Annotated in this window: 30 protein-coding genes and 1 pseudogene; 7 read left to right on the top strand and 24 right to left on the bottom strand. The window is 43.1% G+C overall.

Annotated features, from left to right (window positions below):
* Window positions 1–25 precede the first annotated feature (25 nt).
* The 14 genes from rpsH to rplC form a co-directional block, all read right to left on the bottom strand.
* On the bottom strand, window positions 26–427 hold the full coding sequence (gene rpsH / locus RM347_RS18745; protein ID WP_012410712.1) for a 30S ribosomal protein S8: 402 nt from the start codon (window positions 425–427) through the stop codon (window positions 26–28).
* A gap of 20 nt (window positions 428–447) precedes the next feature.
* Window positions 448–996, bottom strand: a complete 549-nt coding sequence (rplE, locus tag RM347_RS18740) for a 50S ribosomal protein L5 (RefSeq protein WP_100901246.1) — start codon at window positions 994–996, stop codon at window positions 448–450.
* A gap of 111 nt (window positions 997–1,107) precedes the next feature.
* Complete coding sequence (gene rplX / locus RM347_RS18735; protein WP_118167584.1) at window positions 1,108–1,461, bottom strand: 50S ribosomal protein L24; 354 nt, start codon at window positions 1,459–1,461, stop codon at window positions 1,108–1,110.
* A complete protein-coding gene (gene rplN / locus RM347_RS18730) occupies window positions 1,461–1,829 on the bottom strand; it encodes a 50S ribosomal protein L14 (RefSeq protein ID WP_069070772.1) in 369 nt (122 codons plus the stop codon). Before rplN ends, rplX begins: the two co-directional genes overlap by 1 nt.
* A gap of 46 nt (window positions 1,830–1,875) precedes the next feature.
* The gene (gene rpsQ, locus RM347_RS18725) at window positions 1,876–2,124 is read right to left on the bottom strand and encodes a 30S ribosomal protein S17 (RefSeq protein WP_100901244.1); all 249 of its coding nucleotides are present in this window, start codon (window positions 2,122–2,124) and stop codon (window positions 1,876–1,878) included.
* A gap of 6 nt (window positions 2,125–2,130) precedes the next feature.
* A complete protein-coding gene (gene rpmC / locus RM347_RS18720; protein ID WP_322717806.1) occupies window positions 2,131–2,358 on the bottom strand; it encodes a 50S ribosomal protein L29 in 228 nt (75 codons plus the stop codon).
* Window positions 2,359–2,361: 3 nt separating this feature from the next.
* Window positions 2,362–2,787, bottom strand: coding sequence for a 50S ribosomal protein L16 (gene rplP, locus RM347_RS18715; RefSeq protein WP_273765839.1), 426 nt, complete (start codon window positions 2,785–2,787; stop codon window positions 2,362–2,364).
* A 107-nt stretch (window positions 2,788–2,894) separates the two neighbouring features.
* Window positions 2,895–3,677 carry a 30S ribosomal protein S3 gene (gene rpsC, locus RM347_RS18710; RefSeq protein ID WP_322717805.1) on the bottom strand — a complete coding sequence of 261 codons (783 nt, stop codon included), beginning with the start codon at window positions 3,675–3,677 and terminating at the stop codon, window positions 2,895–2,897.
* A 53-nt stretch (window positions 3,678–3,730) separates the two neighbouring features.
* A complete protein-coding gene (rplV, locus tag RM347_RS18705; RefSeq protein ID WP_322717804.1) occupies window positions 3,731–4,087 on the bottom strand; it encodes a 50S ribosomal protein L22 in 357 nt (118 codons plus the stop codon).
* Between the two features lie 81 nt (window positions 4,088–4,168).
* Window positions 4,169–4,447: a 30S ribosomal protein S19 gene (rpsS, locus tag RM347_RS18700; RefSeq protein ID WP_012410721.1), complete on the bottom strand. Its 279-nt coding sequence runs from the start codon at window positions 4,445–4,447 to the stop codon at window positions 4,169–4,171.
* 129 nt (window positions 4,448–4,576) lie between these two features.
* Window positions 4,577–5,440 carry a 50S ribosomal protein L2 gene (gene rplB / locus RM347_RS18695; protein ID WP_322717803.1) on the bottom strand — a complete coding sequence of 288 codons (864 nt, stop codon included), beginning with the start codon at window positions 5,438–5,440 and terminating at the stop codon, window positions 4,577–4,579.
* 147 nt (window positions 5,441–5,587) lie between these two features.
* A complete protein-coding gene (locus tag RM347_RS18690; protein ID WP_069070779.1) occupies window positions 5,588–5,902 on the bottom strand; it encodes a 50S ribosomal protein L23 in 315 nt (104 codons plus the stop codon).
* The gene (gene rplD, locus RM347_RS18685) at window positions 5,895–6,533 is read right to left on the bottom strand and encodes a 50S ribosomal protein L4 (protein WP_322717860.1); all 639 of its coding nucleotides are present in this window, start codon (window positions 6,531–6,533) and stop codon (window positions 5,895–5,897) included. Before rplD ends, RM347_RS18690 begins: the two co-directional genes overlap by 8 nt.
* Window positions 6,534–6,637: 104 nt before the next feature.
* Entirely contained in the window at window positions 6,638–7,270 is a 633-nt protein-coding gene (gene rplC, locus RM347_RS18680) for a 50S ribosomal protein L3 (protein WP_322717802.1), read from the bottom strand.
* Between the two features lie 1,002 nt (window positions 7,271–8,272).
* Here rplC and RM347_RS18675 point away from each other — a divergent pair.
* Window positions 8,273–8,749 carry an NAD(P)H-quinone oxidoreductase subunit N gene (locus RM347_RS18675; protein ID WP_322717800.1) on the top strand — a complete coding sequence of 159 codons (477 nt, stop codon included), beginning with the start codon at window positions 8,273–8,275 and terminating at the stop codon, window positions 8,747–8,749.
* A 129-nt stretch (window positions 8,750–8,878) separates the two neighbouring features.
* Here RM347_RS18675 and RM347_RS18670 read toward each other — a convergent pair whose 3' ends face one another.
* Together RM347_RS18670 and RM347_RS18665 are read right to left on the bottom strand one after the other, a co-directional pair.
* Entirely contained in the window at window positions 8,879–12,154 is a 3,276-nt protein-coding gene (locus RM347_RS18670) for an efflux RND transporter permease subunit (protein ID WP_322717799.1), read from the bottom strand.
* Between the two features lie 73 nt (window positions 12,155–12,227).
* Window positions 12,228–13,742, bottom strand: coding sequence for an efflux RND transporter periplasmic adaptor subunit (locus RM347_RS18665; RefSeq protein WP_322717798.1), 1,515 nt, complete (start codon window positions 13,740–13,742; stop codon window positions 12,228–12,230).
* 527 nt (window positions 13,743–14,269) lie between these two features.
* Here RM347_RS18665 and RM347_RS18660 point away from each other — a divergent pair.
* The 3 genes from RM347_RS18660 (at window position 14,270) to RM347_RS18650 (ending at window position 16,673) form a co-directional block, all read left to right on the top strand.
* Entirely contained in the window at window positions 14,270–14,812 is a 543-nt protein-coding gene (locus RM347_RS18660; protein WP_322717797.1) for a phycobiliprotein lyase, read from the top strand.
* Window positions 14,813–15,120: 308 nt separating this feature from the next.
* A complete protein-coding gene (locus tag RM347_RS18655; protein ID WP_322717796.1) occupies window positions 15,121–15,438 on the top strand; it encodes an RNA recognition motif domain-containing protein in 318 nt (105 codons plus the stop codon).
* 566 nt (window positions 15,439–16,004) lie between these two features.
* The gene (locus RM347_RS18650; protein WP_322717795.1) at window positions 16,005–16,673 is read left to right on the top strand and encodes a PEP-CTERM sorting domain-containing protein; all 669 of its coding nucleotides are present in this window, start codon (window positions 16,005–16,007) and stop codon (window positions 16,671–16,673) included.
* A 313-nt stretch (window positions 16,674–16,986) separates the two neighbouring features.
* Here the strand turns inward: RM347_RS18650 and RM347_RS18645 are convergent, their stop codons facing one another.
* Together RM347_RS18645 and RM347_RS18640 are read right to left on the bottom strand one after the other, a co-directional pair.
* On the bottom strand, window positions 16,987–17,148 hold the full coding sequence (locus RM347_RS18645; RefSeq protein WP_428850576.1) for a hypothetical protein: 162 nt from the start codon (window positions 17,146–17,148) through the stop codon (window positions 16,987–16,989).
* A gap of 268 nt (window positions 17,149–17,416) precedes the next feature.
* The gene (locus RM347_RS18640; RefSeq protein WP_322717794.1) at window positions 17,417–18,175 is read right to left on the bottom strand and encodes a YebC/PmpR family DNA-binding transcriptional regulator; all 759 of its coding nucleotides are present in this window, start codon (window positions 18,173–18,175) and stop codon (window positions 17,417–17,419) included.
* 195 nt (window positions 18,176–18,370) lie between these two features.
* On the opposite strand from RM347_RS18640, the pseudogene RM347_RS18635 reads away from it, so the two are divergent.
* Window positions 18,371–18,570 (top strand): annotated as a pseudogene (locus RM347_RS18635) (ABC transporter substrate-binding protein); the annotation flags it as partial.
* Window positions 18,571–18,610: 40 nt separating this feature from the next.
* On the opposite strand, the gene RM347_RS18630 reads toward RM347_RS18635, so the two are convergent.
* The 4 genes from RM347_RS18630 to RM347_RS18615 form a co-directional block, all read right to left on the bottom strand.
* Entirely contained in the window at window positions 18,611–20,182 is a 1,572-nt protein-coding gene (locus RM347_RS18630; protein WP_322717793.1) for a metallophosphoesterase family protein, read from the bottom strand.
* Between the two features lie 136 nt (window positions 20,183–20,318).
* Window positions 20,319–20,744 (bottom strand): type II toxin-antitoxin system VapC family toxin, encoded by a 426-nt coding sequence (locus RM347_RS18625; RefSeq protein ID WP_104906391.1) that lies wholly within the window; start codon window positions 20,742–20,744, stop codon window positions 20,319–20,321.
* A 7-nt stretch (window positions 20,745–20,751) separates the two neighbouring features.
* Window positions 20,752–20,967: a hypothetical protein gene (locus RM347_RS18620; protein ID WP_322717792.1), complete on the bottom strand. Its 216-nt coding sequence runs from the start codon at window positions 20,965–20,967 to the stop codon at window positions 20,752–20,754.
* A gap of 126 nt (window positions 20,968–21,093) precedes the next feature.
* Window positions 21,094–22,323 (bottom strand): damage-control phosphatase ARMT1 family protein, encoded by a 1,230-nt coding sequence (locus tag RM347_RS18615; RefSeq protein ID WP_416211887.1) that lies wholly within the window; start codon window positions 22,321–22,323, stop codon window positions 21,094–21,096.
* A gap of 102 nt (window positions 22,324–22,425) precedes the next feature.
* Here RM347_RS18615 and RM347_RS18610 point away from each other — a divergent pair, with 102 nt between their 5' ends.
* Window positions 22,426–23,775, top strand: a complete 1,350-nt coding sequence (locus RM347_RS18610; protein WP_322717790.1) for a glutamine synthetase family protein — start codon at window positions 22,426–22,428, stop codon at window positions 23,773–23,775.
* An 87-nt stretch (window positions 23,776–23,862) separates the two neighbouring features.
* On the opposite strand, the gene RM347_RS18605 is transcribed toward RM347_RS18610, so the two are convergent.
* Window positions 23,863–24,267 carry a hypothetical protein gene (locus RM347_RS18605; RefSeq protein WP_322717789.1) on the bottom strand — a complete coding sequence of 135 codons (405 nt, stop codon included), beginning with the start codon at window positions 24,265–24,267 and terminating at the stop codon, window positions 23,863–23,865.
* 893 nt (window positions 24,268–25,160) lie between these two features.
* On the opposite strand from RM347_RS18605, the gene RM347_RS18600 reads away from it, so the two are divergent.
* Window positions 25,161–25,445 (top strand): DUF427 domain-containing protein, encoded by a 285-nt coding sequence (locus RM347_RS18600; RefSeq protein ID WP_322717787.1) that lies wholly within the window; start codon window positions 25,161–25,163, stop codon window positions 25,443–25,445.
* A gap of 128 nt (window positions 25,446–25,573) precedes the next feature.
* Here RM347_RS18600 and RM347_RS18595 read toward each other — a convergent pair whose 3' ends face one another.
* Window positions 25,574–26,266: a PEP-CTERM sorting domain-containing protein gene (locus RM347_RS18595; RefSeq protein ID WP_322717786.1), complete on the bottom strand. Its 693-nt coding sequence runs from the start codon at window positions 26,264–26,266 to the stop codon at window positions 25,574–25,576.
* Between the last annotated feature and the right edge of the window lie 71 nt (window positions 26,267–26,337).

Here is a 26,337-nt window from a genome sequence, read left to right as displayed (position 1 = left end):
ATGACAAATGACTAATGACCAATGACTACCAAACGTAACAAAGCACTTCGCCACCCAAGTTCTGACGACGCGCTTCACGGTCAGTCATAATTCCACTGGATGTAGAAATAATGGCAATGCCAATGCCGCCTAGTACTCTTGGTAATTCTTTTCTATTGGAGTAAACACGCAAGCCAGGCTTACTCACTCGCTTTAAAGCGGTGATCAGAGGCTGACGGTTTTTACCCTTATATTTCAGGGAAATCACTAGGTTGTGTTTTACCCCTTCTTCTGCTTCTTCGATTTCAGCAATAAAGCCTTCCTCCCGTAGTACTTTGGCAATACTCCGGGTCATTTTTGTAGCTGGCACTTGTGTAGTTTGATGCCGCGCCAGGTTGGCATTGCGGATGCGCGTCAGCATATCTGCAATTGTGTCGTTAGCCGCCATCGTTCCCTCTATAGATGAACTTATTGATCGCGAAAGGGCATTCCTAATTCTTTAAGTAAGGCGCGTCCCTCTTCGTCGTTTTTTGCTGTGGTGATGATAGAAATATCCATCCCACGCACTTGATCGATGCTGTCGTATTCGACTTCTGGGAAAATTAGCTGTTCTCTGACACCCAAAGTGTAGTTACCGCGTCCGTCAAAGCTTTTAGGGCTAACGCCGCGAAAATCTCGGATTCTGGGTAGTGACAGGCTAACTAGTCGATCGAAAAAGGCATACATCCGTTCGGCTCTGAGAGTAACCATGATCCCCACAGGCATCCCTTGACGAATCTTAAAGCCAGCGATCGCCTTTTTCGCCCGTGTCACCACTGGTTTTTGACCTGTTACTAAGGCAATCTCGTTGATGGATGCCTCTAGCGACTTCGCATTTTGAGCTGCTTCACCCAAACCTCGGTTAATAGTAACCTTTACCAACTTCGGTACTTGATGAACGTTGGTATATTGAAACTGATTGATCAGCTTGGGAACGATTGTCTCTTGATATAAGGTTTTGAGTCTTGTTGTCGCCATAGTTTTTTTGTCCTGATATCCCTGGGCTTGGTCAGGGAACCTTTAATTTTGGATTTTAGATTTTGGATTTTGGATTAAATTTAAAATCTAAAATTTCAAGTTGGCTAATTCTTATTTATCCAGAATCTCGCCAGTTTTCTTGAGTTTCCTGACTTTTTTGCCTTCTGAGGTAAAGGTATAACAAACACGACTAGCAACGTTTTGCTTGGTGGAATAAAGCATCACGTTGGAGCTATGAATCGGGAATTCTTGGGTAATAATCCGCCCTGATTCCCCTTCTTGCTGGGGTTTGACGTGCTTAGTTTTAATGTTGACACCTTTGACGATGACTTTACTCAGTTGGGGAAGCGCCTGAATAATCTCACCAACTTTTCCTTTGTCTTTGCCAGCAATCACTTGTACGGTGTCGCCAGTTTTGACGTGCATTTTGTGGAATACTTTGGGCGTACCCTGTTTGGTTGCCATTAAAGCACCTCCGGAGCCAGAGAAACGATTTTGGTAAAGTTTTTATCGCGCAGTTCCCGTGCCACTGGGCCAAAAACCCGTGTGCCTCTGGGATTACCGTCTTTGTTGATGATCACAGCGGCGTTATCATCAAATCGAATGCTCATGCCGCTGTCACGAGATACAGCTTTACGAGTACGGACTATTACTGCTTCCACAACATCAGACTTTTTTACAGCCATGTTGGGTGTAGCATCTTTGACAACAGCGATAATCTTATCGCCGATAAAACCATAACGGCGGTTGCCTCCGCCCAAGATGCGGATGCACATTAATTTACGGGCACCGCTATTATCTGCAACATTCAGGTAAGTCTGGGGTTGAATCACAATTATTCTCCCTTGTAATGTTGTTAGTTTCTAACAACGATGAGGTTTAAGTAGGCTTGACGTTCAGGACTTCTGTGATTTTCCAGCGTTTGGTTTTACTCAGGGGTCTAGTTTCCTGAATGCGAACGCGATCGCCTACTTTACACTTATTTTCTTCGTCGTGAACTTTATATCGTTGGGTGTTAACCACAATCTTGCCGTACTTGGGGTGAGGAGCGCGGTTTTCTATGGCGACTACCACAGTTTTTTGCATTTTATCGCTCACTACCAAGCCAACTCGTTCTTTAACTGCCATAATCTCCTACTTTTCTTCTTTAGCCGATTGACTTGCTGCCCGTTTGCGTTCTGTCTCTAGTGTCAGCAATTGGGCTAGGCGGTGTCGGGTCTGTCTGAACTGGTGGGGCTTTTCTAATTGTCTTGTAGCTTTTTGCAAGCGCAACTGAAATAGCTGTCTTTTGATAGCGACAATTTCTTCAGAAAGTTTCTCGTCACTTAATTCTCTTGCTTCTGAAATCTTGGGAAGAGGCATAAGCTACTCCTGCTCCTGTGGTTGAGAGCGCACAATAAACTTAGTTTTTATGGGCAGTTTAAATGAAGCCAAACGCATAGCTTCACGGGCGATTTCTTCAGAAACCCCACCGATTTCAAACAAAATTCGCCCTGGCTTGACTACAGCTACCCAAAATTCTGGCGAACCTTTACCTGAACCCATCCGGGTTTCAGCAGGACGCATGGTTACAGGTTTATCAGGGAAAATCCGAATCCAGATTTGTCCACCCCGACGAATATAACGGGTCATTGCCCGCCGAGAAGCCTCGATTTGCCGGGAGGTAATCCAAGCAGGTTCTTGTGCTTGGAGTGCAAAATCACCGAAGTTGAGGGTGCTACCGCGGGTGGCTAGTCCCTCCATCCGTCCGCGCTGTTGTTTGCGGAATTTAGTTCTTCTAGGGCTTAACATGATTGGCTACTGGGTACTAGGTACTGGGGATTAGGGATTGGGGATGAGGGATTGGGGATTGACTGTAATTCTTACCCAGTCCCCAGTCTCCAGTCCCCAGTCCCCATTTACCCTTCATTTGAGCGGTCTTCAAATTGCTGGCGACGACGTTGTTGTTGACGGCGACGGGGTTCACGATCGCGATCGCGGGGATCACGATCGCGATCGCGGCTTGCTGGTGGTAGGGGTGTTTCTTCCTGTCCAGGAATAATTTCTCCCTTAAACACCCATACTTTGATACCCAAAATGCCGTAAACAGTTTTTGCGGTGCAATAAGAGTAGTCAATGTCAGCCCGTAAGGTATGTAAAGGTACTCTACCTTCACGAGTCCACTCTGTCCGGGCAATTTCTGCACCGTTGAGGCGACCGCTAACTTGGATTTTAATACCTTGGACACCAGCGCGTTGGGCACGTTGAATCGATTGCCGCACTACCCGCCGAAAGGAAACCCGACGTTCCAATTGTTGAGCAATGTATTCGGCAATTAGGTAGGCATCAGCATCAACTCGTTGGACTTCAACTACGTTAATGCGAATTTGGCGATTACTACCCAACAGTCCTTGGAGTCCGGTACGCAAAGATTCGATGCCTTGCCCACCACGTCCCACTACTACGCCTGGTCTAGCTGTGCGTACTTCTAAGTCGATTTGGTCGGCTTTGCGCTCAATCCGTACCTCAGAAATCCCGGCGTTGTTTTGAGCAAGTCTACCCAGCTTTTGTTCTATGTATTGACGGAGTTTGTGATCTTCTTGTAGAAGTTCTGGATAGCGATCAGGAACAGCAAACCAACGGGATTGATGTTCATGTGTAATACCCAGGCGAAAACCAACTGGATGAATCTTTTGTCCCACGAATGCTTCCTCTAAAATTTCTTACTTTACGCAATTTATTCGTGTAAACGTGCTTATTTTTCTGGGGCGGCTGCAACAGCCACAGTAATATGACACGTCGGCTTGCGAATTTGGTAAGCTCGACCTTGCGCTCTTGGTTGGAACCGTTTCAGCGATGGCCCTTGATCGGCGTATGCCTGAGTAATCACTAGTTGAGTCCGATCTAACCCAGCGTTGTGTTCAGCATTGGCGGCAGCGCTTCTAAGAACCTTCAATATGGGTTCAGTGGCGCGATAGGGCATGAATTCCAGGATGATTAACGCTTCTCGGTACGATCGCCCCCGGATTTGATCGAGTACCCGTCGCACTTTGTAGGCCGAGATGCGGATAAAACGAGCGATCGCTTTTACTTCAGTAGTATCATTAGCCATAGTTTTCTCCAATTTTGTCATTTGTCATTTGTCATTTGTCACTTGTCTTTAGCTAATGACTAATGACTTCATGACTAATGACTACCTACCTGCTTTTTTGTCACTTTTTCCATGACCCCTGTAGGTACGTGTCGGGGCAAATTCACCCAACTTGTGTCCCACCATTTGTTCATTTACAAAAACTGGAACGTGTTGGCGTCCGTTGTGAACAGCTATGGTATGACCTACCATTAGGGGCAAAATTGTCGAAGCTCTTGACCAAGTTTTAATAACTTCTTTTCTGTTGTTGTCGTTGAGCTTTTCAATTTTCTTTAAGAGATGATCCGCAACGAAAGGACCTTTTTTTAGAGAACGACCCATAGTTCAATTTTGGATTTAGGATTTAGGATTTAGAATTTCGGATTTTGGATAATTTAGATGTCTTTTCAAGTTTCACAAATTTTCAATGTTCACAAGTAGACCCCAATCTAAAATCCAAAATCTAAAATTCTATGATTCACGACCACCGCGACCGCGTTTGGAAGACTTACGGCGACGACGGATAATCAATTTGCTGCTAAGTTTCTTACGATTGCGTGTCTTCGCGCCCAATGTGGGTTTACCCCAAGGTGTAACAGGTCCTGATCTACCGATAGGTGCCCTACCCTCACCACCACCATGTGGGTGATCCACTGGGTTCATGACGCTACCTCTAACCTTAGGACGGCGACCTTTCCAGCGATTTCGTCCTGCTTTACCTGCACTCAGGTTTCTAGCATCGGTGTTGCCTACTTGCCCAATGGTGGCGTAGCACTCGCGTCGAATCAAGCGGACTTCTCCTGAAGGCAGCTTGAGAGTGACATAATTACCTTCTTTTGCCACAACTTGAGCACTAGCACCAGCAGCACGCACGATTTGACCACCTTTACCAGGGGTCAGTTCTACGTTGTGAACACCAGTACCCAAGGGAATCTTCGAGAGAGGTAAAGCATTACCATCTTCAAAGGGAGACTCGGGCCCAGAAATAATTATTGTTCCGACTTTCAACCCGTTTGGATGGAGGATATACCGTTTTTCGCCATCTTGATAATACAAAAGGGCAATTCGGGCATTGCGGTTAGGATCGTATTCAATTGCTGCGACTTTGGCAGGAATATTGTGTTTATCCCTTTTAAAATCGATGATCCGGTAAAGTTGTTTGTGTCCGCCACCCCGGCGACGACTAGTAATTCGTCCGTGATTATTCCGACCTTTGGCGCGATGCTTTGAGGTCGTTAGAGATTTCTCTGGCTCAGTTTTTGTAATTTCCGCAAAGTCAGAGATTGTAACTTGGCGAGTGCTGGGGGTATAAGGGCGATAAGAACGAGTACCCATAATCTATTTTGGATTTTGGATTTTGGATTTTGGATTTACTTAATTTTGGATTTTGGATTTTGGATTTAATGAGTGTTTAACTAATTGCGACCATTTTTGGTAATTATTGAGTAAACTCCTCAATCTAAAATCTAAAATCTAAAACTCCTAGACTTCTGGGAATAGGACTTGTCTAATCTTGTCTTCATCCCCAGGTGCGACGGTAACAATAGCTCGCTTATATTGGGGCTTATAACCAATAAATTTACCAACGCGCCGCTTTTTACGCGGTGGTAGGGTGGTATTGACTTTTACAACCTTGACCTGAAACAAGTCTTCGATCGCAGCCTTGATTTCTGGCTTAGATGCCTTTGGAATTACTTCAAAGGTGTACTTATTCTGCTCCATTAGGATGGTCGCTTTCTCGGTGACGATTGGGCGACGGACTAAGTCGGCAAGGTCACGGGGGTCAAAGCTAGGCACTGTAGACCTCCTGAATTTTCTCTAGGGCTGATGCCGTAACTACAATTTTGTCAGCGTGCAGTAAATCAAAAACATTTAGCTGGTCGGCTGCAATTAGTTTTAAATTTTCAATGTTGCGGGCTGACAAATAAATGTTATCTGTATCCGCAATCTCAGACAAAATTAACAGTGACTTGCTTTCTGGTACTACTCCCCAACGGGCAAGCGCTGCCACTAATTCTTTAGTTTTCGGACGAGATAGCTCGGTGCTAAATTCTTCTACTACTATCAAGTCGTCAATGCGGCTGACAAATGCTGTCCGCAGTGCTAAACGTCGCTCTTTGCGGTTCAACTTGAGGTTGAAGTCTCTAGGCTTTGGCCCAAAGATCACACCACCACCACGCCACAGTGGTGAACGAATAGACCCTGCACGAGCGCGACCAGTACCTTTTTGTCTCCAAGGTTTACGGCCACCACCTCTAACTTCTGAACGAGTTTTTGTACTGGCATTTCCTTGACGAGCATTGGTCAATTGCCGTACTAAGGCGCGATGCACAATATGAGACGCTGTTTCTTCCTTGGCAACGCGCAACTCGAAGGTCGTCTCGCCGACCTGTTCTCCTTGCCAATTTTTAACTACGCTTTCAACCATCTTTATTATTTGTCCTTTGTCATTGGTCATTTGTCATTTGTCTTTATGCCATTTGTCTTTAGCCAATGACTAATGACTAATGACGTTTGACTAATGACTTTTGACTATCCCACTACTTTTGCAGGCACAATACTTACTAGAGCGCCCGGTTTACCAGGAATTGCTCCCTTAATTAGCAATAAGTTGCGTTCTGCATCAACTCGCACTATGGTCAGTTTGCGGATTGTGATACGTTTGCCACCTAGACGCCCTGCCATCCGCTTACCTGGATAGACACGACCTGGTGTTGTACCAGCACCAATAGAACCCGGCGCTCTGTGGTTTTTAGAACCGTGTGACATGGGCCCACGACCAAAGTTGTTGCGCTTCTGGTTCCCCGCGAAGCCGCGACCGATGCTTGTGCCGACTACATCGACAATTTGACCTGCACTAAAAATATCTGCTTTAATCTGTTGACCTAAAGCATAATCACCAGAACTATCGGTGTGATATTCATTTAGGTGACGCAATGCAGGGGCAGATGATTTAGCCAAATGACCCAATAGTGGTCTGTTCAGTGCCTTTGGTTTAACCTCGCCAAAACCAACTTGAATGGCAAAGTAACCGTCGGTTTGTTTCGTTTTAACTTGTGTAACGGTGCATGGCCCTGCTTGAATGACAGTTACAGGAATAGCTACTCCTGCTTCGTCAAATATTTGGGTCATGCCCAGCTTGGTGCCGAGAATACCTACAGACACAGTAACTGGTTCTCCTTTCTACTTGCTGACCTTGGAATTGGACTCTAGAGGACACGCTTTGTACGCATCAGTTTAGGCTGGGTTAGCCTGCGAAATTTGGAATGGCTTAAATAAACCGCTCCAAATGCTTTGGGACACAACAAACCGTGTCCGTACTGCTTGGTGAATCTGTTTAGCTTCACTCACTAGATCACCAGAACAGCCACAAGTCCCTTCCCATTGGGAAGGAGTAACTTCTGGAATCAATGCAAGGCGCTACAGCTTGAAGCTGTGTGCAGCAATGCTTTCGTCCAAGCAATTGCTCTGGCACTTTCTGGAGGCAGCGCTGTCGGCGGGTTTTCCGATTTATACACACCCGAAGGGCGACTTCCCGGAGATTGGCTACTGCCGTGTTGCAGTTGGACTTAAGCGGTTATTACCGCCCAGTATCCGTTAACTGAGACTGACGTAATGCCATCAAACCAACATTGCTGCTCAGTTTTTACTTCCCTAAACACCTTAAACTATTGTTTAAGATTTTGCCTGCTTTTTCAGAGGCACAGGAGTAAATGGACTCTGGAGCTTTGGATTGGCTTTGATTCTTCATCCATAAGCTCCAATGTTGACCTGAAAGCTTTCTTAGTTTACCAGTCTACGATCAATCTGAGTTAGATTATCCAAATTAGATTGAGTTATCAGCTTTTGATGCTAACACTACCTCAGAATGACAGTAACAAAGGAGTCTAATTTGCGTTTTTGGTCACAATCTAATAATATAAATTATTTATTTATGTTTGTCCAGTAATTTATAGAGCTATTTTTGGGGAGTGGGGAAGAAGCAGGGGAGCCGGGGGACCCCACGGAGTGGCGATTGGGGGAGAGGGCGTAAGGGTGAGAATAAAAAAAATTACCTCTTTCCCGTCTGCTGCCTGTTCCCAATGCTCCATGCCCAAAGAAAATGCTTTTAATCTATTGGTTCAGGGTAAATAATAGAGATATCTAAGTGGGATAAGACGAAAATCTATGGCACTAATTACCACTGGCAACGGTTTAATCCGCGATCTGGAAAAATTTGGCGCTCTTGGAGTATATGTACCTCTGGAAGGGGGTTATGAAGGTCGATATCAGCGCCGACTACGCGCAGCTGGCTATACTACCCTCCACATTACCGCTAGAGGACTGGGTGACGTAGCTGCGTATCTCACAAGAATTCATGGAGTCCGACCTCCTCATCTTGGTAAAAAAAGCACTGGTAGCGGTGCCGCAGTAGGTCATGTGTACTATTTGCCACCAATTCTCAATTATCATCTAGAACAGCTACCACCAAAGTCTAAGGGGCTGGTTTTGTGGATTATTGAAGGGCATATTCTTTCCAATGAGGAACTTGAGTATTTAACGGATTTGCCTCAGCTAGAACCACGAGTAAGAGTAGTTATTGAGAGAGGTGGCGATCGCGCTTTCCGTTGGACTTCTCTAGAAAAAACTCTGTTAGCTAGCTAACACTTAATAAAAGTGAGGAGTTAAAATTCATAACTCCTCACTCTCTAAGTCTTGGCAATTATCGGTAAAATTGCGACTATGTCAGAATTGCAATCAAATCAGAAGCGCTATGTGCAACTTAAATGCTCATTAGTTGATAAGTTTTTTGGTAAATCCACGCAACCAGATTAACACTGGCTTCGCCCAATTTCCACCTAGCAAATCGTGCAGCAGAATATAAAAACAGGGGATGATAAATAATGTCAGCATTGTAGCGATCGCCATCCCAAAGAAAACTACAATCCCTAAAGGCTGTAAAAATTCAGAACCTTCGCCAATGCCCAATGCTAAAGGAAACAGTCCTAAGATAGTGGTGACTGTAGTCATCATAATTGGGCGCAAACGTTGAGGAGCAGCTTTCATGATGGCAATTTGGCGAGTACAACCAACTTCATCCCGAATTTGGTTCGCTAGTTCCACCATGAGAATCCCTGCGTTCACTACAATTCCCACCAGCAGCACGACACCAACAATTACAGTTGCGCCAATTGCAGTTTGGGTAATGTAAAGCCCAAAAAGTCCCCCAGCTAACGCCAGTGGTACGGTGAACATAATTACCAATGGGTCAATTAGCGAATTGTATTGTACCGCCATAACTACAAAGATTAAGAACGTTGCCAACGCCCCCAAAGTTTTTAAAGCATCCTGAAGTTGCTGATTCGTTTCTTGGGCAGAACTAGGCACAATTGAAACGCTCTCAGGTAAGTCTATGTCTTGGAGTACCTCGTTGACTTCTGCGATCGCTTCACCAAGACTAGCTCCTTCGCTGAGGTTTCCTGCCACAATAAAAGCTTGGCGCTGATTAATCCGTTGCACTTCACCAGGCGCTTGACCTTCTTGAATATTCGCAACATCTGAAAGCCGGATTAGTTGATTGTTTTCTGTAAATAGCGGTAATTGCTCTAGCTGGGAAGGACGCTGAATCGCTTCTTTATTTAGTTGTACCCGCACATCAACTAAACGATTACCGCGTTGAATTTGCGTGGGAACTGAACCTTCAATTGCTGTTTGAACTGTTGCACCAATTTGTTGAGCGCTCAACCCTAAAGCCGAAACCCTTTCCCAGTCGGGGCGAATTTGTATTTCCGGTTGCCGGGGGTCGGCATCTGGGCGGAATGTCGCTAATTTTGCCCTTTCTTGCAATGCTTGCAGCACTTGTGCGCCTGCTTGGGTTAAGTTTTCTTCATTCTCACCTTGCAGAATCACGTCAACTTCTGACCCTTGCACTGGAGAATTACTCAAAATTAAACCCCGCACCTGGCCAGGATTGAGGCGCAGCAGAATTCCTGCTAAGTTGAGTTTGTTAAATTCCTGAGTTACTTTTTTGACGAAGGCTTCGACATCTGTGCCTGGTTTTAGATTGATGGTGCTACTGGCACGTAAAGGATTTTCTGTAGTATTGCTACCAAACAAAGAACCACCCACAGTTGTAAAAGCAGACTCGGTTTCTGGTTGTTTGAGCAAAATGTCATCGACAATTTGCATAACTTTTTCAGAAGTTGCTAAAGGTGTACCGGGAGGAAACTGCGCTCTTAAGTTAGCTTGACCAGTACTGATGCGGGGTAAAATTTCTTGGGGAATTTGACCAAACATAAAGAAGCTACTGCCGCCTAAAATTACCAAAGCAGCAGTTACTACAAACAATCGATACCGTAAAACCTTGGTTAAGAAGTTACCGTATCCCCGCGTAGCATCTTCAAATCGGTGATTAAATTGTCTAAGCAGCCAAAATTCGCTGATTCGACTAGACCAGCGGATTCCCAAGAGTCGAGAAGACAGCATCGGCACTACTGTGATGGCGACGACAAGGGATGCTGCTACTGCGAAGCTAATTGTCAGAATCAGTTCATTAAATAGCAGTGCAATAAAGCCGCCAATTAAAAGGAATGGCACTACAGAAACTAAGTTGGCACCTGTAGCAGCAACTAAAGCAGATTCTACTTCTTGGGAAGCATTAATGGCACTGTCAATAAAGAATTTTGAATTTCTCCTCTGCCCCTCTGCTTCCATCTCTTTTTGATTAGGAGTCATGCCTGTTTTTTCGGAAATGTTCTCTAAGATCACAACCGATGTGTCAATTGCTTGACCGACTCCTAATGTTAGACCTGCCAAACTAAAAACATTCAAAGTCAAGCCAAAGATTTTCATCAAAGCGATCGCTGCCAGAGTACACAGCGGAATCGTCAAACTGATAATCAATGTTTGCCTGAACGATCCCAAAAATAACAACACTGCTGCCGCTGCTAGCAATGCTCCAGAAATCCCCGAAAAGATGACATCATTTAAAGAATTGCGGATGAAGACAGATTCATCTGTGGTGGGACTCAAAGTCATGTCTGCTGGAATTAAACCCGATTGCCGTAATTGTTCAATTCGCCGCTTAACAGCATCTACAACTGTGATTGTGTTGGCCTCAGGCTGCTTTTGAATTGAAAATTTCACCGCAGGCTGACGGTTGAGGTAAACAAATACTCGCTGGTCTTCTGTATCGTCAATCACCTCAGCAAAGTCTCGCAAGTAGACGCGGCGGGAAGGTGCAGGGGAAGTAGGGGAGGCAGGGGAGACAGAGGAAGCAGGAGAAGAGGAGGAAACTTCCAAGGAAAGGTTTTCAATTTCTCTAGCATTTTGGAAGCGTCCTACAGTCCGAGTCAATGGCTCAGAATTTTGCCCCAGAATCCGGCCACCAGAAGTATCTTGGTTACGGGCTGTTAATTCATCTAAAACATCATTTAACCCTACACCCAAAGCTTGCAATCGGTTTAAGTCAACAAGCACCCGTACTTCTTCTTCTGCACCGCCAGATACATCAACTGAGGCGACTCCTGGCACTACACTGAGTTCACGCGTTAACTCCTCATCAGCAAATACGCGTAAATCTTTACCTTCTAAAGAAGGGGATGTCAGTGCCAATTCATAAACTGGCAATTGGGAAGGATCGACTTTAAATAAGCGCGGCTCCTCTATCGTATCTGGCAGTTGTCCTCGACCTCGGTTAAAAGCAGCAGTAGCATCGTTTAGGGCTTGGTCAATATCGCCCCCTGGTTGGAAGTATAAATCGAGGCTTACCTGTCCTTCACGGGTGCGGGAAAAAACTTGCACTACATTCTCGGTTGCCGATAAAGCTTCTTCTAAGGGTCTGGTGATTTCATCTACTGCTACTTCTGGTGAAATACCAGGGGCTTCTAGCCGAACCCCAATTCGTGGATAAGTTATTGACGGTAGGAGATCGACTTGGATAGTTGTGAGAAAAAATACCCCAATGACAATTACTGCCACGGTAAGCATGAGTGTGCCAATGTGTTGGCGGATAGCGATCGCACTAAGGCTAAATCCGCTATTGCCACTATTATTATTTGTCTGTTGCATGATCCTAAGTGATAAGTGCTAAGTGCTGACTACTGAGTACTTTTTCATTTGTGTGGTGGTATTGCTCACCCTACTATTGCTTTTCTGAAAGAATTGAAAGACTTACAGTGTCACCTTCTTTTAACGGCTTACCACTACGAACAACATAGCGTTCTCCCGCTTGCAAACCGGATAAAATTTCCACTCTCCCATCAGCCCTTTTTCCCAACATTACGGCTCGTGCTGTTACCTTGGTTTTGCCTTCTGTGTCTTTGACGACAAATATTGTTCCACTTCGGACTTGTGACTTTGCCTGTGCTACACCAGATGTGTTAGGTAGGGAAGAGTCCTGCTGTACATTTGTTTGCGTCTCCCCTGTACTCTTGGAGTTCTTGCTGCCTGCTTGTTTCTGAATAGCTGTTTGCGGCACTACAACTCGTTGTTGCGTCTGGTTTTCAAAATTAACTCGTGCCAGTAGTCCGCTGCCAATCTTGCCTTGAGTGTTGGGAATCACTACCTCTATAGGTATTAAGCGAGCTGTGGCATCGGCAGCTGGAGAAATGCGCGTAACTCTGCCAATTAATGTTTCGTTGGGGAAGGCATCTAAGCGCACTTGTACAGACTGTCCAACCTGAATTTGTGCCAGTTCTAATTCGGAAACCTGCACAACGACTTTGACACGGTTAAAGTCGCCAATTTTTAAGACTTCGCTACCTGCTTGCAGAAGATTGCCAGGTTCTGTCACCTTTTCCGTGACTACGCCAGTGATGGGGGATGTGAGCCGAGCGTAAGACCTGCGCTCTTTGGTTTGGGCAACCAATGCCTGTTGGGCAAGTACTCTACCTTGGGCAGCGGCGACGGCTTGCTGTTCTGTACGGACTTGCTCTTGAGCTGCCCGCAGTGCCTGGGCAGCTGTTTTCGCTTCAGTACGTGCTCGTTGGGCAGTTTGTTCAGCGATCGCTCCAGCTTTGAATAGATTCTGTTGACGCCCTGAGTCTGCCTGAGCTTGTACCACTTCTAGCCGCGCCCGTTCAACATCTGCACGAGCATTGCTTACCTGATTGCTTGCCCTAGCTACTTCTGATTTGAGGGCTGCTAGTTCTGCTTCTGCTTGCTTTAATTCGGTCAAAAGTATGGCATCATCTAACTGCCCGACGTTTTGCCCAAGCTTTACTGTATCACCCACATCTAAGTTCAAAGCCAATAACCGTGCTTCCACCTGCGATCGCAGTGATACAATCCGAAAGGGCGTTGTATTACCTGTATATTCGGGTGGTTTTTGCAGCAAGTCAGTTCGAGCGATTGCCACATCTACAGCCGTTGTACCGCCACCACGTTGTCCACTACCAGGACTCTGAGATTGTGCATCAGCCGATTCCTTGGGCAGCGCTCCACAATTCGCTGTCAGCAGTCCTATCCCCAGCAAACAGGGAATCAATAATATTGATGCAAAAGGGGAAGACGCCTTTGTGTCAGAACTACTCTTTGCATTTGCAACAGCCACATCAGTCTTCACAACTGAATCTAACTGGGTATTAATTACCTGGTTAGCGGCTGCCAAAGGTGAGATTTTCGCCTGCTTGTGCGGCTTATTTCTGTCCAAAATCATTTATTTTTCTCTTATTTGGGGAGCTTTTGGGGTTAAACAGCCGTGCATTACCAAGTAATTTTGAAACATTATGATTAATGGAAAGCGGCGAGAGTCAATTAGCTATCTTCTTGCAGAATTTTGTATCAAAAATTACTTTTTATTATGAAAAATTCTCACCACTTTAACTCATTACATTAAATCGGCAGCTTTTTTGCTTTCGATGCAATTCTTAACTTAGTATAAATATTTTTAAATTTCTTGCAATCTGCCCTTAGTAGAAAAGTTGCTTTTGCTGAAGATATGGAACTTTTACGCTCTTACTTCTAAAATGGGCAGTATCAAATAACTATACTTAGGTTTACATAGCCAGAACTAACCATAGCAAAATGCCTGGTAATTTTTACGTTTGATCCAATATATTAAGAATGGTAAAGATAAATTGCTTTTTTTGACGCTGTAATATTTCTATCAAGCAATTGCATAGACAGCAAAGAAAAGGGCGATATATATTACAGCCACTAAATATTAGGTGAGGAAAGTTACGAGTGACATCATTGCTAAAAATTGCACAAACCGCTGACGAATCCCAGATTTCAGAATTTTTCCAGGAATCAGTAGGTAAGTGGCGATCGCAAAGGCGCTACTACACCCTACCTGAAGGAGAAACTAAGGAAATGGAGAGTATAGTTACGATAAATTTTCTCAAACAGGGCTGTGATGAATTACAAAAGCTAGCTCAGATGCATGATTTGCCTAATACAGGTAGTTTGATCTGTGGTGCAGCAGTTACATGGGAAAGTTCGGATGTGCTGAAGGCAAGGAAACAGTCACAAGGTTCAACATTATTTGGGGCTGTGGGAAACACATTGTATCGCGATCGCGGTTTTGCCATATCCAAACCAGTCACCGCCCAGTATTATTTCTCCAACCCTAAAACACTGTGTTTGCGAACTGAGTACAACGGTTCAGTGTTTGAGGAAGAGTTAAAGCTAATTGGCAGCAAATACCGCACCAGACAAACCATTATTTCTCGTGCTGGTAAGCAGTTGATGATTGGTCAATATTTAGAAACGAGAATCGAAAGTTAGTTTATCGGGTGAGTCCAGCTAGCTACAACCTCACCCATTTTGGTACTAGCCAGCATTTAGCTAAACTCCAGCCCTGGTTTTATGCAATTTAAATGCTCATTAGTCGAGCAACTACTAATATAACTTTTTATAACAGTTTTTCAAACTTTCCCCCAGAAAGTTAGTTGCCATGTAATCATGGGAAGTGAAATGAGAATTAATTCGGCGACAGTGTTTGTTTTTAGTATTGACAGGCTTTTCCCTTTTGGTATTACAGACTTCTCTCCGAAATCTAAATCTCTACAAACTTATGATTTTGGAGACATTTAATGTCAATTTACGTAGGTAACCTCTCCTATGATGTTACACAAGATGCGCTGAGTGCTGTGTTTGCAGAATATGGTGCTGTAAAGCGTGTTCAACTACCCACTGACCGTGAAACAGGTCGTTTACGCGGCTTTGCTTTCGTGGAAATGAGTTCAGAAGATGAAGAAGCAAAAGCCATTGAAGCTCTTGATGGTGCTGAGTGGCTTGGTCGTGACCTCAAAGTAAATAAAGCCAAGCCTAGAGAAGACAGAGGTGGTGGTTCCTTTGGTGGTGGTAACCGTGGCGGTGGCGGCGGCGGCTACAATCGTAACCGCTACTAAGCTCAATAGACGAAAGAAACTTAATTGAATCTAGAAAAGGCTCAGGCAGCAATGCTTGAGCCTTTTCTATGCAAAATTTTGACTCAAAATAATTTTGAGCACGCCTATGATTCTCTAACTAGAGTGCCCTGATGAAAGATCATTTTCCATCGAGCATTGTTCAATTTTCAGATGGAACTTCGCAGCGAATGAACAGGCTGTTCGCCAGATATATGTATGACTTACGATAAGTTACTAAAACAACTCCTGTTGCTAAAACTAAGGGTAAACATCGAAAAACCTCGCTGCTGACTTTGAGGAAAGGTTACGAAAGTTAAATAGATTTTTTATGCCAGATATATGGATATATAACGATCTGAGTCGCCTTGCCAGCAAGCATCCAAAAGCAATATAAGTATTTTTACGTAGATTTAATTGGATTTTGTTGTTAAATTAAATGCTAACTTTATAGATTTTGACCGCTATTTTACGGTGTCTTAACCAAAACATTGAGTACTGAACTTATATTTGAGAGGTCTGGAAACGCTTATACATCGGTGAACATGAAAAACATTAGCAAATTAGCTGTGGTAACTATTGGATCCGTGGCTCTGTCCTTGGGTATTGTTGGAAATGCCCAAGAAGCTGACGCTACAGGCTTAATTAATGGCGGTTTTGAGCAGCCGATTGTTCCTAGTAACCTGTCATGGGCATCAATCGACGAATCTCTTGTTCCTGGGTGGGAGACTACAGCTACAGATAATAAAATTGAAATTCAAACTCCTAGATTGTTCCATGCTGGAGCATTAGGCACAGACCAATATGCTGAACTTAATGCTAATCAGGTATCTAGCTTATATCAAGATGTAGAGACTACATCTGGTACAACTATGTTTTGGCGATTTTTCCATCGAGGTCGTCAAGGTGTAGATACGATGCGTTTGTCTATTATTGACCTTACGACTAATTCAACTCTCTTCAGCCAAATATACAACACTGGTAACACAGCTTGGGTAGAGTATCAGGGTACAACTGTTGCGACTGGTGGTACAACACGCTGGCAGTTTGACTCAGTAGCTGCTGCTGGTGGTAATCCCTCAATAGGAAACTTTTTAGATGAAGTTTACTTTGCAGAGAAACCACCAGAAGGTTTCCAAACAGTTCCTGAACCTGCTTCTGTTCTTGGTCTTTTAGCAATGGGTGCATTTGGTATTGTTTCCACCCGGAAGCGTAAACAGTTAAATATTGAGAATTAACGACGGTTTGTAACAGGGTTTTTTGGTTCTACTGACTTTCTTTATGCTCATTAATTCAAGTGAAAGGTCTACAAAAAGTTCCTTTCATAGCACTTGAACACTATTTGGCATAAAAGGTATGTAGAACTATTTTTTTGTTTTGATTTGAGATCAAAATCTTTTTACACGATCGCACCCTCATGAGGAAGCTAATAAAAAAAACCGCTGATTGGTAGGGATTTCAGCGGGGTTAAATAATACAATTATTTTTTTCAGAGAAACCAACACTAAACTTGATTACAGAATTACCAGAAACTTTTACGAGTAATAGTAACTATCTATGAATTTTATGAGCTAGGTTTTTAGCATGATGCTTATGATTTTTGTGATGTGTCTTGTGATGAACTTTAGCACCTTTTATACTAGCTACATGGATAATATTAGCTTGAGCTTCAGATGCAAAAACAGTTACAGGCGCAGCAAAAATTAAAGCCAAAAGTCAAGCTTGAGCAAACTTATTCACTTGAAAATCCTCATCCGGTAATCGACAATCTAACTATCCAATAGGGATATGTCATAAGTTTGTAATTAATATGAATCTTTTATGTCTATTTTTACAACCGTAAAACATAGGGCTTACAAGGAATACTTAGCTAAAAAATCCTTGCTGTCATCAGAATTGGTGGCATTTCAAAGTTAAATGTCACATTTTGGACATCATCTAAATAACTGCTATTTGGCTATGATGGCTGTGTGAATTTTGATTAAGAAATGCTGAGTTCCATCAATTCTTCTGCTACTTCAAAGTTAGCAGTGACATTTTGCACATCATCCAAACCTTCTAGAGTATCAATTAACTTGAAAAGCGATCGCGCCTGATCCGGATCAGTAACTTCTACACTATTACTGGGAATCCAGCGCAATTCAGCATCAGTTACCTTAACGCCTCGATCTTTGAGTGTTTGGCTAAGGTTTTCTAAATTTGCAATGTCAGTAAATACCTCAGCCATTTCATCTTCAGTCATCTCATAAGACTCAGCACCGCCTTCGAGGGATGCTTCTAAAAGCTGTTCTTCGTCAACCACACCCTGCACTACACAAACGCCTTTTTGGTCAAACATCCAGCTAACGCAACCTGTTTCACCAAGATTGCCACCATTTTTGCTAAAAGCTACACGCAAGTCAGCAGCAGTGCGATTGCGATTATCTGTGAGGGCTTCGATTAAAATCGCTACACCACCAGGACCGTAACCTTCATAGCGAATTGCTTCAAAGGTAGCACTATCCCCGCCAAAAGAGCCTGCACCTTTAGCGATCGCTCGTTCAATATTATCATTGGGGATACTCGCTGCCTTTGCCTTGTCAATTGCCGTGCGAAGTTGAAAATTCAGCGCCGGATCTGGTACACCACTTCTAGCCGCAACGATAATCGCTCTGGATAACTGAGTGAAGGTTTTTCCCTTTTTTGCATCTACTACCGCTTTTTGGCGTTTAATATTTGCCCATTTACTGTGTCCTGCCATAATCTGAAATTATCAAAACTCTATTCAAGATTAGAATATATTCGCTGGCAATAACCATAACTTTAGATAATTATGCAAGGCTAGATTAGAATCGCAAAATTGTAGTGAGGAAATTACGAGAATTGACCAATCATTTTAATCAACATCATGCACGATTTTTTTCGCCTCCTCGTTATGCCAAGCGAAAAAGAAAATCAGGATTTTGTGAATAAGATAGCACAGATAAAGGTATTTTTAGGCCAAGCTAAATATGGGCGATCGCGTCCGATATTTACTGATTACAATCGGATTTATGACAATGTAGGTCGGGCGATTAAATCTATTTGTCGGGTAAAAGTTTGCCAGCAGAATCACTCAAAGCAACTCAACAACGTTTGGATTTGATTTTCAAGTGATTAAAGCGCGTAGTTTACCGCCGTAGGCATCGCATCCCCTTTAAATCACAAAAGGTTCAAGTTTACTGTTATACCACTCTTCTTTAACCCGTTCAGTAATCAGCGGTCTAATGATAAACTTGGGCGGGCGACCATCCAGAACATCAATCCGCACGCATGAGTAAGGCAGTCGGTTCTGAAAGTTGTAGTCATGACGACCCACAAAAAGCATTGAATCTGCAACTTTGCGAGTGGGTTTACCTGCAATCTCAGCAAAAGTCTCCACCAATTCAGTTCCCCCTCGCCGTTGATAACGGGGACGATGACCACTACCACCAGAGATAATGTAGTTAATGTGGGAGTCAGCAAATCCGGTATCAGTTGTGCAAAGATGCTCCAGACAGTGAGCGTGACCGTTTAAAATCAAATCGACTATGGGACGTTCTTTAATTAGAGAACCAAGAGTTTGTGCAACTTGTTCAAAGACCCAGCGCAAACGGTGGCGAACCGCCAAGGTTTGTGCCTGATTCCACTTTGTAGCCTCTGTGACATAAGGGGGATGGTGGAAAAAGATGACACGTCCGCGTACCTCAGAAGTATTCCAAGATTCAATTAGTCTGCTTCGCAACCATTCAAGTTGTTCAAAATCGATCGCAGGCATTTTCTGAGATGCCAATTGTTTTTCAATGTCGATTTTGATCTCATTAATTTGGTCTAATTTGGCACTCAGGTCATCGAGTTGTTCCGCTTCGGTGGGTTTATCTGGGTTGAGGCGATCGCATATTTTCAAAATCTGCAATTCTTCTCGATCTATCTCATGGCGACGCTTTTGCAATTCTCGGCGGTAAATCTCCCCTTCTTGAGTTGCAGGCAAAGGTGATGGTGTATTAAAGGTATTAGAATCCAGTGCGAAAAAGTCAATACCACCGTAACGAAAGGTGTAATAGCGATTGGGTAAGCGGGTAAACTTTCCAGGCTCATAACGCAAACAACGCCCTGTGTCGGTCTTAGCAGTGTAGTGCCGATCTAAATGATGTTCTAACTCTTGTGGCGAAGCGATCGCCTGGGTGTAGTCCATAAATGCTCGTGCATAGGCATTACCTTGATACGATCCATGCCAGCCAATCTCGATATCTTTGTACCGGAATAGGCGACGTAGTGACGATGTTGTGCCAGTAAATAAACGGTACATTAACGGCACATCGTAGTAATCATGATTACCAAGTACTGGCAAAAACGGCAGATTAAACACCATATCGTCATAAGGAATGCTTTTCGGGTTGTCGCCACCTACAAGAAATTCCCGGTAAGGCTCAATAAAGTTTGTTGAATAATATTCTTGAGAACCTACCACATAGATTACATCGCCTGTGTGCAACACAAAACTGCAATCATCGCGGTGAGGAAGCATCAGTTCGGCAACTCTTCGTTGGGGGTGATGTCGAGAATGGGATTTGGTGCCGGAATCACCGATAACCATAAAGGAAAATTCTGGACTATCCTGCCTGCGATCGTCAATAACTATGCTGGTTTGGTCAATTCCCCGTTGCACAAAACTTGGATGCATCCACCGCACCCGTTCCTTCATCTTTTGGATTTTCACAGGAATCGGTGGATCGGAAATCAATTTCATGGCTGATAACTCTTGAATGCCTAACGCACATGCCGATTGTAACGAAATATTTAATTGTCATTTGTCATTAGTCATTTGTCATTGGTGAATAACCAATGCCCCATGTACCACGATCTAATTGCCCAATCCCCAATCCTTACGGTAAATTTTCTCGCAGTAATGCTCGAAAGCCTGCTTGTTGAAAATGCTCATCAGCAGTCAGTGCTTCAGTTATTCCGCTATATTGCATCACAATAAAAGATACGCAATCGACAAATCCCCATTCTTTCTCTGTTCGTTCGCGATATAGCTGGAAAGCACGTTCGTAGAGTTCCTGAGAGAGGGGGACAATTTCTACTTTGGAGTCTGCTACTAGAGAATTTAATAATATGATTGCCGCCTGACGATAAGGTTGTTGGGATAAGGCATTGCCAATTTCCAACATCACCGCCTGTGTTGTCACCAAACGTGTTTCTGCTGCTTGTAACATTTTAGCCAGATGTAAGGCTCGGTCATGCAAGCGATCGCTCGGTGCAGATAAGGCAATGGCAAATGATGTATCCAGAAAGACTTCAGAATGCATGAAAAGTTTACTTAGTGTATAAATATTTATCTATATTGGCAGACCAGTCAGCTGGCCCATCTAAGTTGAGCGATCGCGCTGTTTGCAGAAATGATACTGTTTCATGTTCACTTGGCGGTAAAATTTCAATACTCATTCGCACACGGGTATTGATTGGCAGTGCGATCGGTTCAGCCGGATAGAAGACTTTGCCATTAAACACAGCTGTGATTTTTTCTACCATTTTTCTCAAAAAATGCTTCTCGTCTATCCTAAGCTGGTTGTGGTGATACGGGTAGGGTAGATGACGCCATAAGTAGTGAAGATACTTATACTTGTCTTACAAATTATCTCGATTTTTCAGAATGACCTAAGCTACTAACTGAATTACACCCCACTGTCCATTTGTCAACCAAGAAGAGTCAGATTTGGCTACTTCCTGAATAACTTCTGGTTTTAAACCTACTATTACTTCTGACTTCAGGGTGCGTAGAGCTACCATTGGCATAGGTAGGTAGCAAACTATATCTGCAATGTTGGTGGTAAAATCCCAGTGGCGATCGCCTAATAATCGGCGATAATTGGCATCTCCTTTGACTATAACCAAACTCGCATTGGCTAACTCATTTTTGAGAGAGTTGGGTATTTCCCAAAAGGCTAAAGGCGATGTCCAAAAGTAATCTTCAAATAACACTAAATGCCCTGATGCAATATTTTCTTGCAATCTTTGGGCAAAGGATATAACTTGTTTATGTTCACTAGTGGCTAAAAACTTTGTTGTGTAATGTATATCTTTAATCATCGCATCAGATACAAAAGTCGGATGTGGCTTTAAGTGTAGATAAACCTGATTAGCCAGTCCGCTACTTAATAGAAAATCTACTAAACATAAATCACAAACCAGTTCAAAACCAGCATTGTCTACAACAAAATCAATCCGTCTATTTTGAGAACTATTTAACAAGTCCGTGACTTGGGAAGCATCATTTACTAGGATGTGAGCTAGTTGAGTTTGAATATCAAAACGACTTCGGTCACTATCGAATGCTGACCATAAACTCAAGTCAACTCGATTTCCCCAGAGAGCAAAATATAACAGTGCTATTAAAGCTGTTTGGTTTGATTCTTCGCCTAGTTGTGAATTATCTAACCAATTGTTAGCCTGACCACACAGCAGAATAATCGAGTCTAGAGATGTTTCCAAACCTTGAGTTTTTTGCAACTCAAATGGATCGACACCTTGCCATACACCAGGGCGAAAATAATTAGTAATTTCCAGAATTAACCGAAAAAAATAAGTTTCAGCAAAAAACCAGGGAACATCTATCCAACGTTGACCTTTGTAGGATTCTAAATATGTATTCCAGGCGGAAAAATCTACAGCAGTATCATTTAAAAGAGGTGGCAAAAATCCTGTCGGCAGTTCTGTAGCCAAATTTTCTAAACTGGTATTAATCTCAGATGGGAAATTATTTTCAGCGATAACTCGACGAGCGATCGCAGGCATTCGTTGAGTGACTGTAAACTCAGTAAAAGAACCAACCTCTGACCCCAAAAGAGACGGTGGTATAGGTAACTTGGGGATGTGGGATATATTCACCACAAAGTTTTCTTGTCCTCATATTTCTAGTTATTCTAACTTGAGCACGAAAATGAGGTGGGAAAATTGTTAAATCAACTCAAAAGCGGAATAAATTGACCGATGGCTGCAAACAAAGCATTTAAAAAAGTCAGAAAATCTCTTCAGGAAGCTGGAATCAGGTTTGTCCGTATCCTTTGGTGTGACAACGCCAACATCATTCGTGGCAAAGCTGTTCATGTGGAAATGTTATCCCACTACTTTGATTATGGTGTGGGCATTTCTGCGGGACAACAGGGAGTACCTGTAATGTATGATGCCGTCATCCCCGAAACTGGTCTAGGGCCAGTAGGCGAAATCCGCTTAGTACCAGATTGGTTTAGCTTCACTCCTTTACCCTATGCTCCCAATCATGCTCGTGTAATGGGAAATATGGTACTTAATGGGAGTCCTTGGGCGCTGTGTCCCCGTAATTTTCTGGTACGAATGATTGAGGCGGCGAGACGCGAGGGGTTAGAAATTCGGGCTGCATTTGAAAATGAATTTTACCTGTTACGGCAAACATCTGAGGGAATTGTACCCGCAGATTCCACAGTTTTTGCTTCGACTCAAGCAATGGATAGGCATCGAGAAGTAATTGATGAGATAGTCGAGGCACTCATTGCCCAAAGAATTCCTGTAGAGCAGTATTATCCCGAATCAGGGCCAGGTCAACAGGAAATCTCCATACGATATACTGATGCTTTACGGGCAGCTGATTGGCAGATTAGCTTTAGAGAAACCGTGAGAGCGATCGCTCATCACCACAACCTTACAGCCTCTTTCTTACCCAAAATTTTCCCAGATGCGGCTAGTAGCGGTTGCCACATCCATCTTAGCCTCTGGCGTAACGGGCAAAATCTCCTACCAGATCCTCAAGATATCTGCGGTCTTTCCCAGATAGGCCAAGCATTTATCGCTGGTATACTTGAGCATTTGCCAGCACTGATGGCGTTGACTACTCCTAGTACTAATTCTTACCGCCGCATTCGTCCTCATAGCTGGAGTGGTGCTTTCCGTTGTTGGGGACTAGATAACCGTGAAGCCGCCGTGAGAGTGCCCAGCAATCCTGGATTCAACGGTTCCAGCCATTTCGAGTTAAAAACTGTTGATGCATCAGCCAATCCTTACCTCGCTTTAGGTGCGGTGATTGCAGCCGGACTCGACGGTGTGCAACGAAGTCTAAAATCGGGAAATCCTGTTACACAAGACCCCGGACACCTGCCAATTGAGGAACGTCATGCCAATGGTATTGATCTTTTACCACAAAGCCTTGGCGAAGCTCTAGACCATCTAAAACAGAATAATATTCTTTTAAATGCTTTAAATCCAGACTTATCACAAGCATTTTTAGCAGTGCGTCAAGCTGAGTGGTTAGCGATGAAAGATTGGGAATTGGAGGCAGAAGTAAAGCTTTTATTAGAGAAATACTAGAGTTATTGGGAGACACAGAGATTAATCTCAGCACTCCTGACGACTTAATTTTGCTGTAAATCCGTTACGAACTTGGCAAACCTATATTTATTCAGATAAATCATTAGTATTGCTGAATGATGTCAACTGTGACTCTACCGCGTTGAGGTAACTTTGATCATTTAAAACTTGCGCTGATAATTTATTAGCCCTAACAGCAGCCTGAACCACATCTTTCGCAGTTAGGTTTCCGATTTGGTATTCAGATATCAAAGCGCTCCCACTGGGAATGCCTTGGTTTTTCAAATAACCTTGATAAGCTAGAAAGGCAGTATTGAAGGGTTGCAGATAATTGGCATCTGTGGGATTTTTGCGTAAAGCATTAGAGTTGACATCTGTATTTATTTGTTCACCACCATTGTTAATATTAGCTGTTTGAGCACCAGCAATTCTAGGTATAAAAGCAATAGAAGCAATGATAAGTGCAGAATTGAGCAAGGCTGTAAGTTTCATAAATTTCTCCTCATTAGAACTAGGTTAATTAGCGGTAAAACTGTAAATGATCTAAGTTACAACTCAAACACACAGAGGTAACTTAGATCATTCAAAATTGCCAAGACCCATCATGTAATAGGCGAGAAAAGCAGTATCAAAAGGTTTGAGGCAATTGACATTCGTGGAATAACTAGGGAAAGTGTCAGAGTTGACATCTGTGTTTATTAATGGGCTATTGTGATTCTTAGCTGGATGAAGGCTAGTGATTTTAGACATAGAATTAATCCAAGCAACAATATATGCAGAATTTATCAAGTTTGTGAATTTCATCGAGTTATCTTCAATTAGAAAAAAGTGCAGCAAGTATTCTCTAGTAATAGAGTCCACTGTTTTATTAGTCTCAAATTTTTATGGTCAGTTCACCTAATTGATAAGGTAATTTGTAAATTAGCTAAAAAGGTGAGTCAAATTCACCCAAATTGGAAAAGTTGGAAATTATTAAAAGGTTTAGTAAGAACTTAAAAAAGGCAAAACATGCTAGATAAATCCTTGATTGGCAAGCATCTCTAGAAGGTGCGTTAGCGTAGCTCACCGCAGGTATTGCTTACTCACATAGTTATCTTCTAAATATTTTTTGCTTGACGCTATAAACCGAAATCCAACTTTGTTCTGGCTCATTAACTTTCCATACCAATATGCTATAAAATGTTTCCGATAGAAGCAAATGTATTTAATTTTCAAATTAATAAATAAAAGTGATTGCAATTAATATCTAGGGAGAAATTCCCGCAACGCATCGCCTCTTCGTGACTTCTGAACTACTTCGGCGGTGTCACAGGTTCTAGAAATTGACTACAAATAAGCTGATAGTGTCAAAATGTTATATGTATAGTTTATTTACAAAGTCATTTATGCCGAAAGCAATTTGGAATGGAGCTGTTTTAGCCGAGAGTGATAATACTGTAGTTGTGGAAGGCAACCATTATTTCCCTGTTGACACCATTAACAAGCAGTACTTCGCAGAAAGTAACACCCACACTACTTGTCCTTGGAAAGGTGTTGCCAGTTACTACAGTATCAACGTTGATGGGCAAATCAATAAAGATGCCGCTTGGTACTATCCCAGTGCTAAGGAGAAGGCTAAAAATATTGAAGGTTATGTGGCCTTCTGGAAGGGTGTAAAAGTCGAGGCTTAATGAAGGTTCCTGGAAGTATTTTAGTTTCAGGTAATTGATATTATGTCTGACTAATTGTCCATAAAATAATCAGCCTGCACAGGCGGGCTGATTATCTAAACTATTTGCAAATTTATTTTAATACGTAATTATACCTTCGCTTTGTAAAATGCTGCTTGCTTTCTCTTCGCCAGCCAAGCCAGACTACTAGCAAGTATAGTACCAGCGATCGCACTGGGTTCGGGTACTCTTGTCGGGAAAAGAGTACCAGATGTAATAGTTATCTCGCCTCCTGACACTGAAATATTGCCACCACTGCTAATTTGCCCAGAATTACCGACGATAGTGCCGCCTTCTATACTATTATTATCGCGAATGCTGAGATTATTACCACCAACGCTGATTTGTCCAGCATTACCGTCGCTGATGCTGCTATTGGTAAACGTTACGCTACTAGAATTGTAAGCATTGATATTACCAGCGATCGCTAGCCCAGAAAGTGTAACATCGGCGGCGTTAATATCAAACACGGCGAATTGATTATTGCCACTGATGGTAAGTAAGTGAGCACCTGGGCCATTAATAGTAAGATTTTTAGCAATCGCAAGTGCCCCACTCGTCAGGGTAATTGTACTAGGATTACTTCCCAATAAGAACTCTACCACGTCATTGCTAGTTGCAATGTTGATCGTATCTCGCAATGAGCCAACACTACTGTCATTGAGATTGTTAACCGTCAAGGTAGCAGCTCGTGCTGATTCCACTTGCATTATTACCCAGCCCAAAGCAACGGCTGTGGAAATAGCTTGAGCGACAGCCTTTTTTCTATTGTTTTTTATCACCTAAAACTCCCGGTATTAATTTGTCAAAGAATAAAAAAGTTATTTGTACAATTACATAGATACATCATAAT

This window comes from Nostoc sp. ChiQUE02, from assembly GCF_034531305.2.
Taxonomy (GTDB): domain Bacteria; phylum Cyanobacteriota; class Cyanobacteriia; order Cyanobacteriales; family Nostocaceae; genus Nostoc.
This window is presented reverse-complemented; position numbering and strand designations above follow the sequence as displayed.

What these genes read in the sequence shown, in the direction of transcription:
- rplE (WP_100901246.1), bottom strand. Translation starts at nt 996, where the DNA reads ATGGCGACAACAAGACTCAAAACCTTATATCAAGAGACAATCGTTCCC.
- rplB (WP_322717803.1), bottom strand. Translation starts at nt 5,440, where the DNA reads ATGGGTACTCGTTCTTATCGCCCTTATACCCCCAGCACTCGCCAAGTT.
- RM347_RS18625 (WP_104906391.1), bottom strand. Translation starts at nt 20,744, where the DNA reads ATGCATTCTGAAGTCTTTCTGGATACATCATTTGCCATTGCCTTATCT.
- RM347_RS18675 (WP_322717800.1), top strand. Translation starts at nt 8,273, where the DNA reads ATGGCACTAATTACCACTGGCAACGGTTTAATCCGCGATCTGGAAAAA.
- RM347_RS18630 (WP_322717793.1), bottom strand. Translation starts at nt 20,182, where the DNA reads ATGAAATTGATTTCCGATCCACCGATTCCTGTGAAAATCCAAAAGATG.
- RM347_RS18655 (WP_322717796.1), top strand. Translation starts at nt 15,121, where the DNA reads ATGTCAATTTACGTAGGTAACCTCTCCTATGATGTTACACAAGATGCG.
- rplX (WP_118167584.1), bottom strand. Translation starts at nt 1,461, where the DNA reads ATGGCAACCAAACAGGGTACGCCCAAAGTATTCCACAAAATGCACGTC.
- RM347_RS18610 (WP_322717790.1), top strand. Translation starts at nt 22,426, where the DNA reads ATGGCTGCAAACAAAGCATTTAAAAAAGTCAGAAAATCTCTTCAGGAA.
- rplV (WP_322717804.1), bottom strand. Translation starts at nt 4,087, where the DNA reads ATGGCTAATGATACTACTGAAGTAAAAGCGATCGCTCGTTTTATCCGC.
- RM347_RS18605 (WP_322717789.1), bottom strand. Translation starts at nt 24,267, where the DNA reads ATGAAACTTACAGCCTTGCTCAATTCTGCACTTATCATTGCTTCTATT.
- RM347_RS18600 (WP_322717787.1), top strand. Translation starts at nt 25,161, where the DNA reads ATGCCGAAAGCAATTTGGAATGGAGCTGTTTTAGCCGAGAGTGATAAT.
- rpmC (WP_322717806.1), bottom strand. Translation starts at nt 2,358, where the DNA reads ATGCCTCTTCCCAAGATTTCAGAAGCAAGAGAATTAAGTGACGAGAAA.
- rpsS (WP_012410721.1), bottom strand. Translation starts at nt 4,447, where the DNA reads ATGGGTCGTTCTCTAAAAAAAGGTCCTTTCGTTGCGGATCATCTCTTA.
- RM347_RS18620 (WP_322717792.1), bottom strand. Translation starts at nt 20,967, where the DNA reads ATGGTAGAAAAAATCACAGCTGTGTTTAATGGCAAAGTCTTCTATCCG.
- rpsQ (WP_100901244.1), bottom strand. Translation starts at nt 2,124, where the DNA reads ATGGCAGTTAAAGAACGAGTTGGCTTGGTAGTGAGCGATAAAATGCAA.
- rplD (WP_322717860.1), bottom strand. Translation starts at nt 6,533, where the DNA reads ATGGTTGAAAGCGTAGTTAAAAATTGGCAAGGAGAACAGGTCGGCGAG.
- RM347_RS18640 (WP_322717794.1), bottom strand. Translation starts at nt 18,175, where the DNA reads ATGGCAGGACACAGTAAATGGGCAAATATTAAACGCCAAAAAGCGGTA.
- RM347_RS18665 (WP_322717798.1), bottom strand. Translation starts at nt 13,742, where the DNA reads ATGATTTTGGACAGAAATAAGCCGCACAAGCAGGCGAAAATCTCACCT.
- RM347_RS18670 (WP_322717799.1), bottom strand. Translation starts at nt 12,154, where the DNA reads ATGCAACAGACAAATAATAATAGTGGCAATAGCGGATTTAGCCTTAGT.
- rpsH (WP_012410712.1), bottom strand. Translation starts at nt 427, where the DNA reads ATGGCGGCTAACGACACAATTGCAGATATGCTGACGCGCATCCGCAAT.
- rplP (WP_273765839.1), bottom strand. Translation starts at nt 2,787, where the DNA reads ATGTTAAGCCCTAGAAGAACTAAATTCCGCAAACAACAGCGCGGACGG.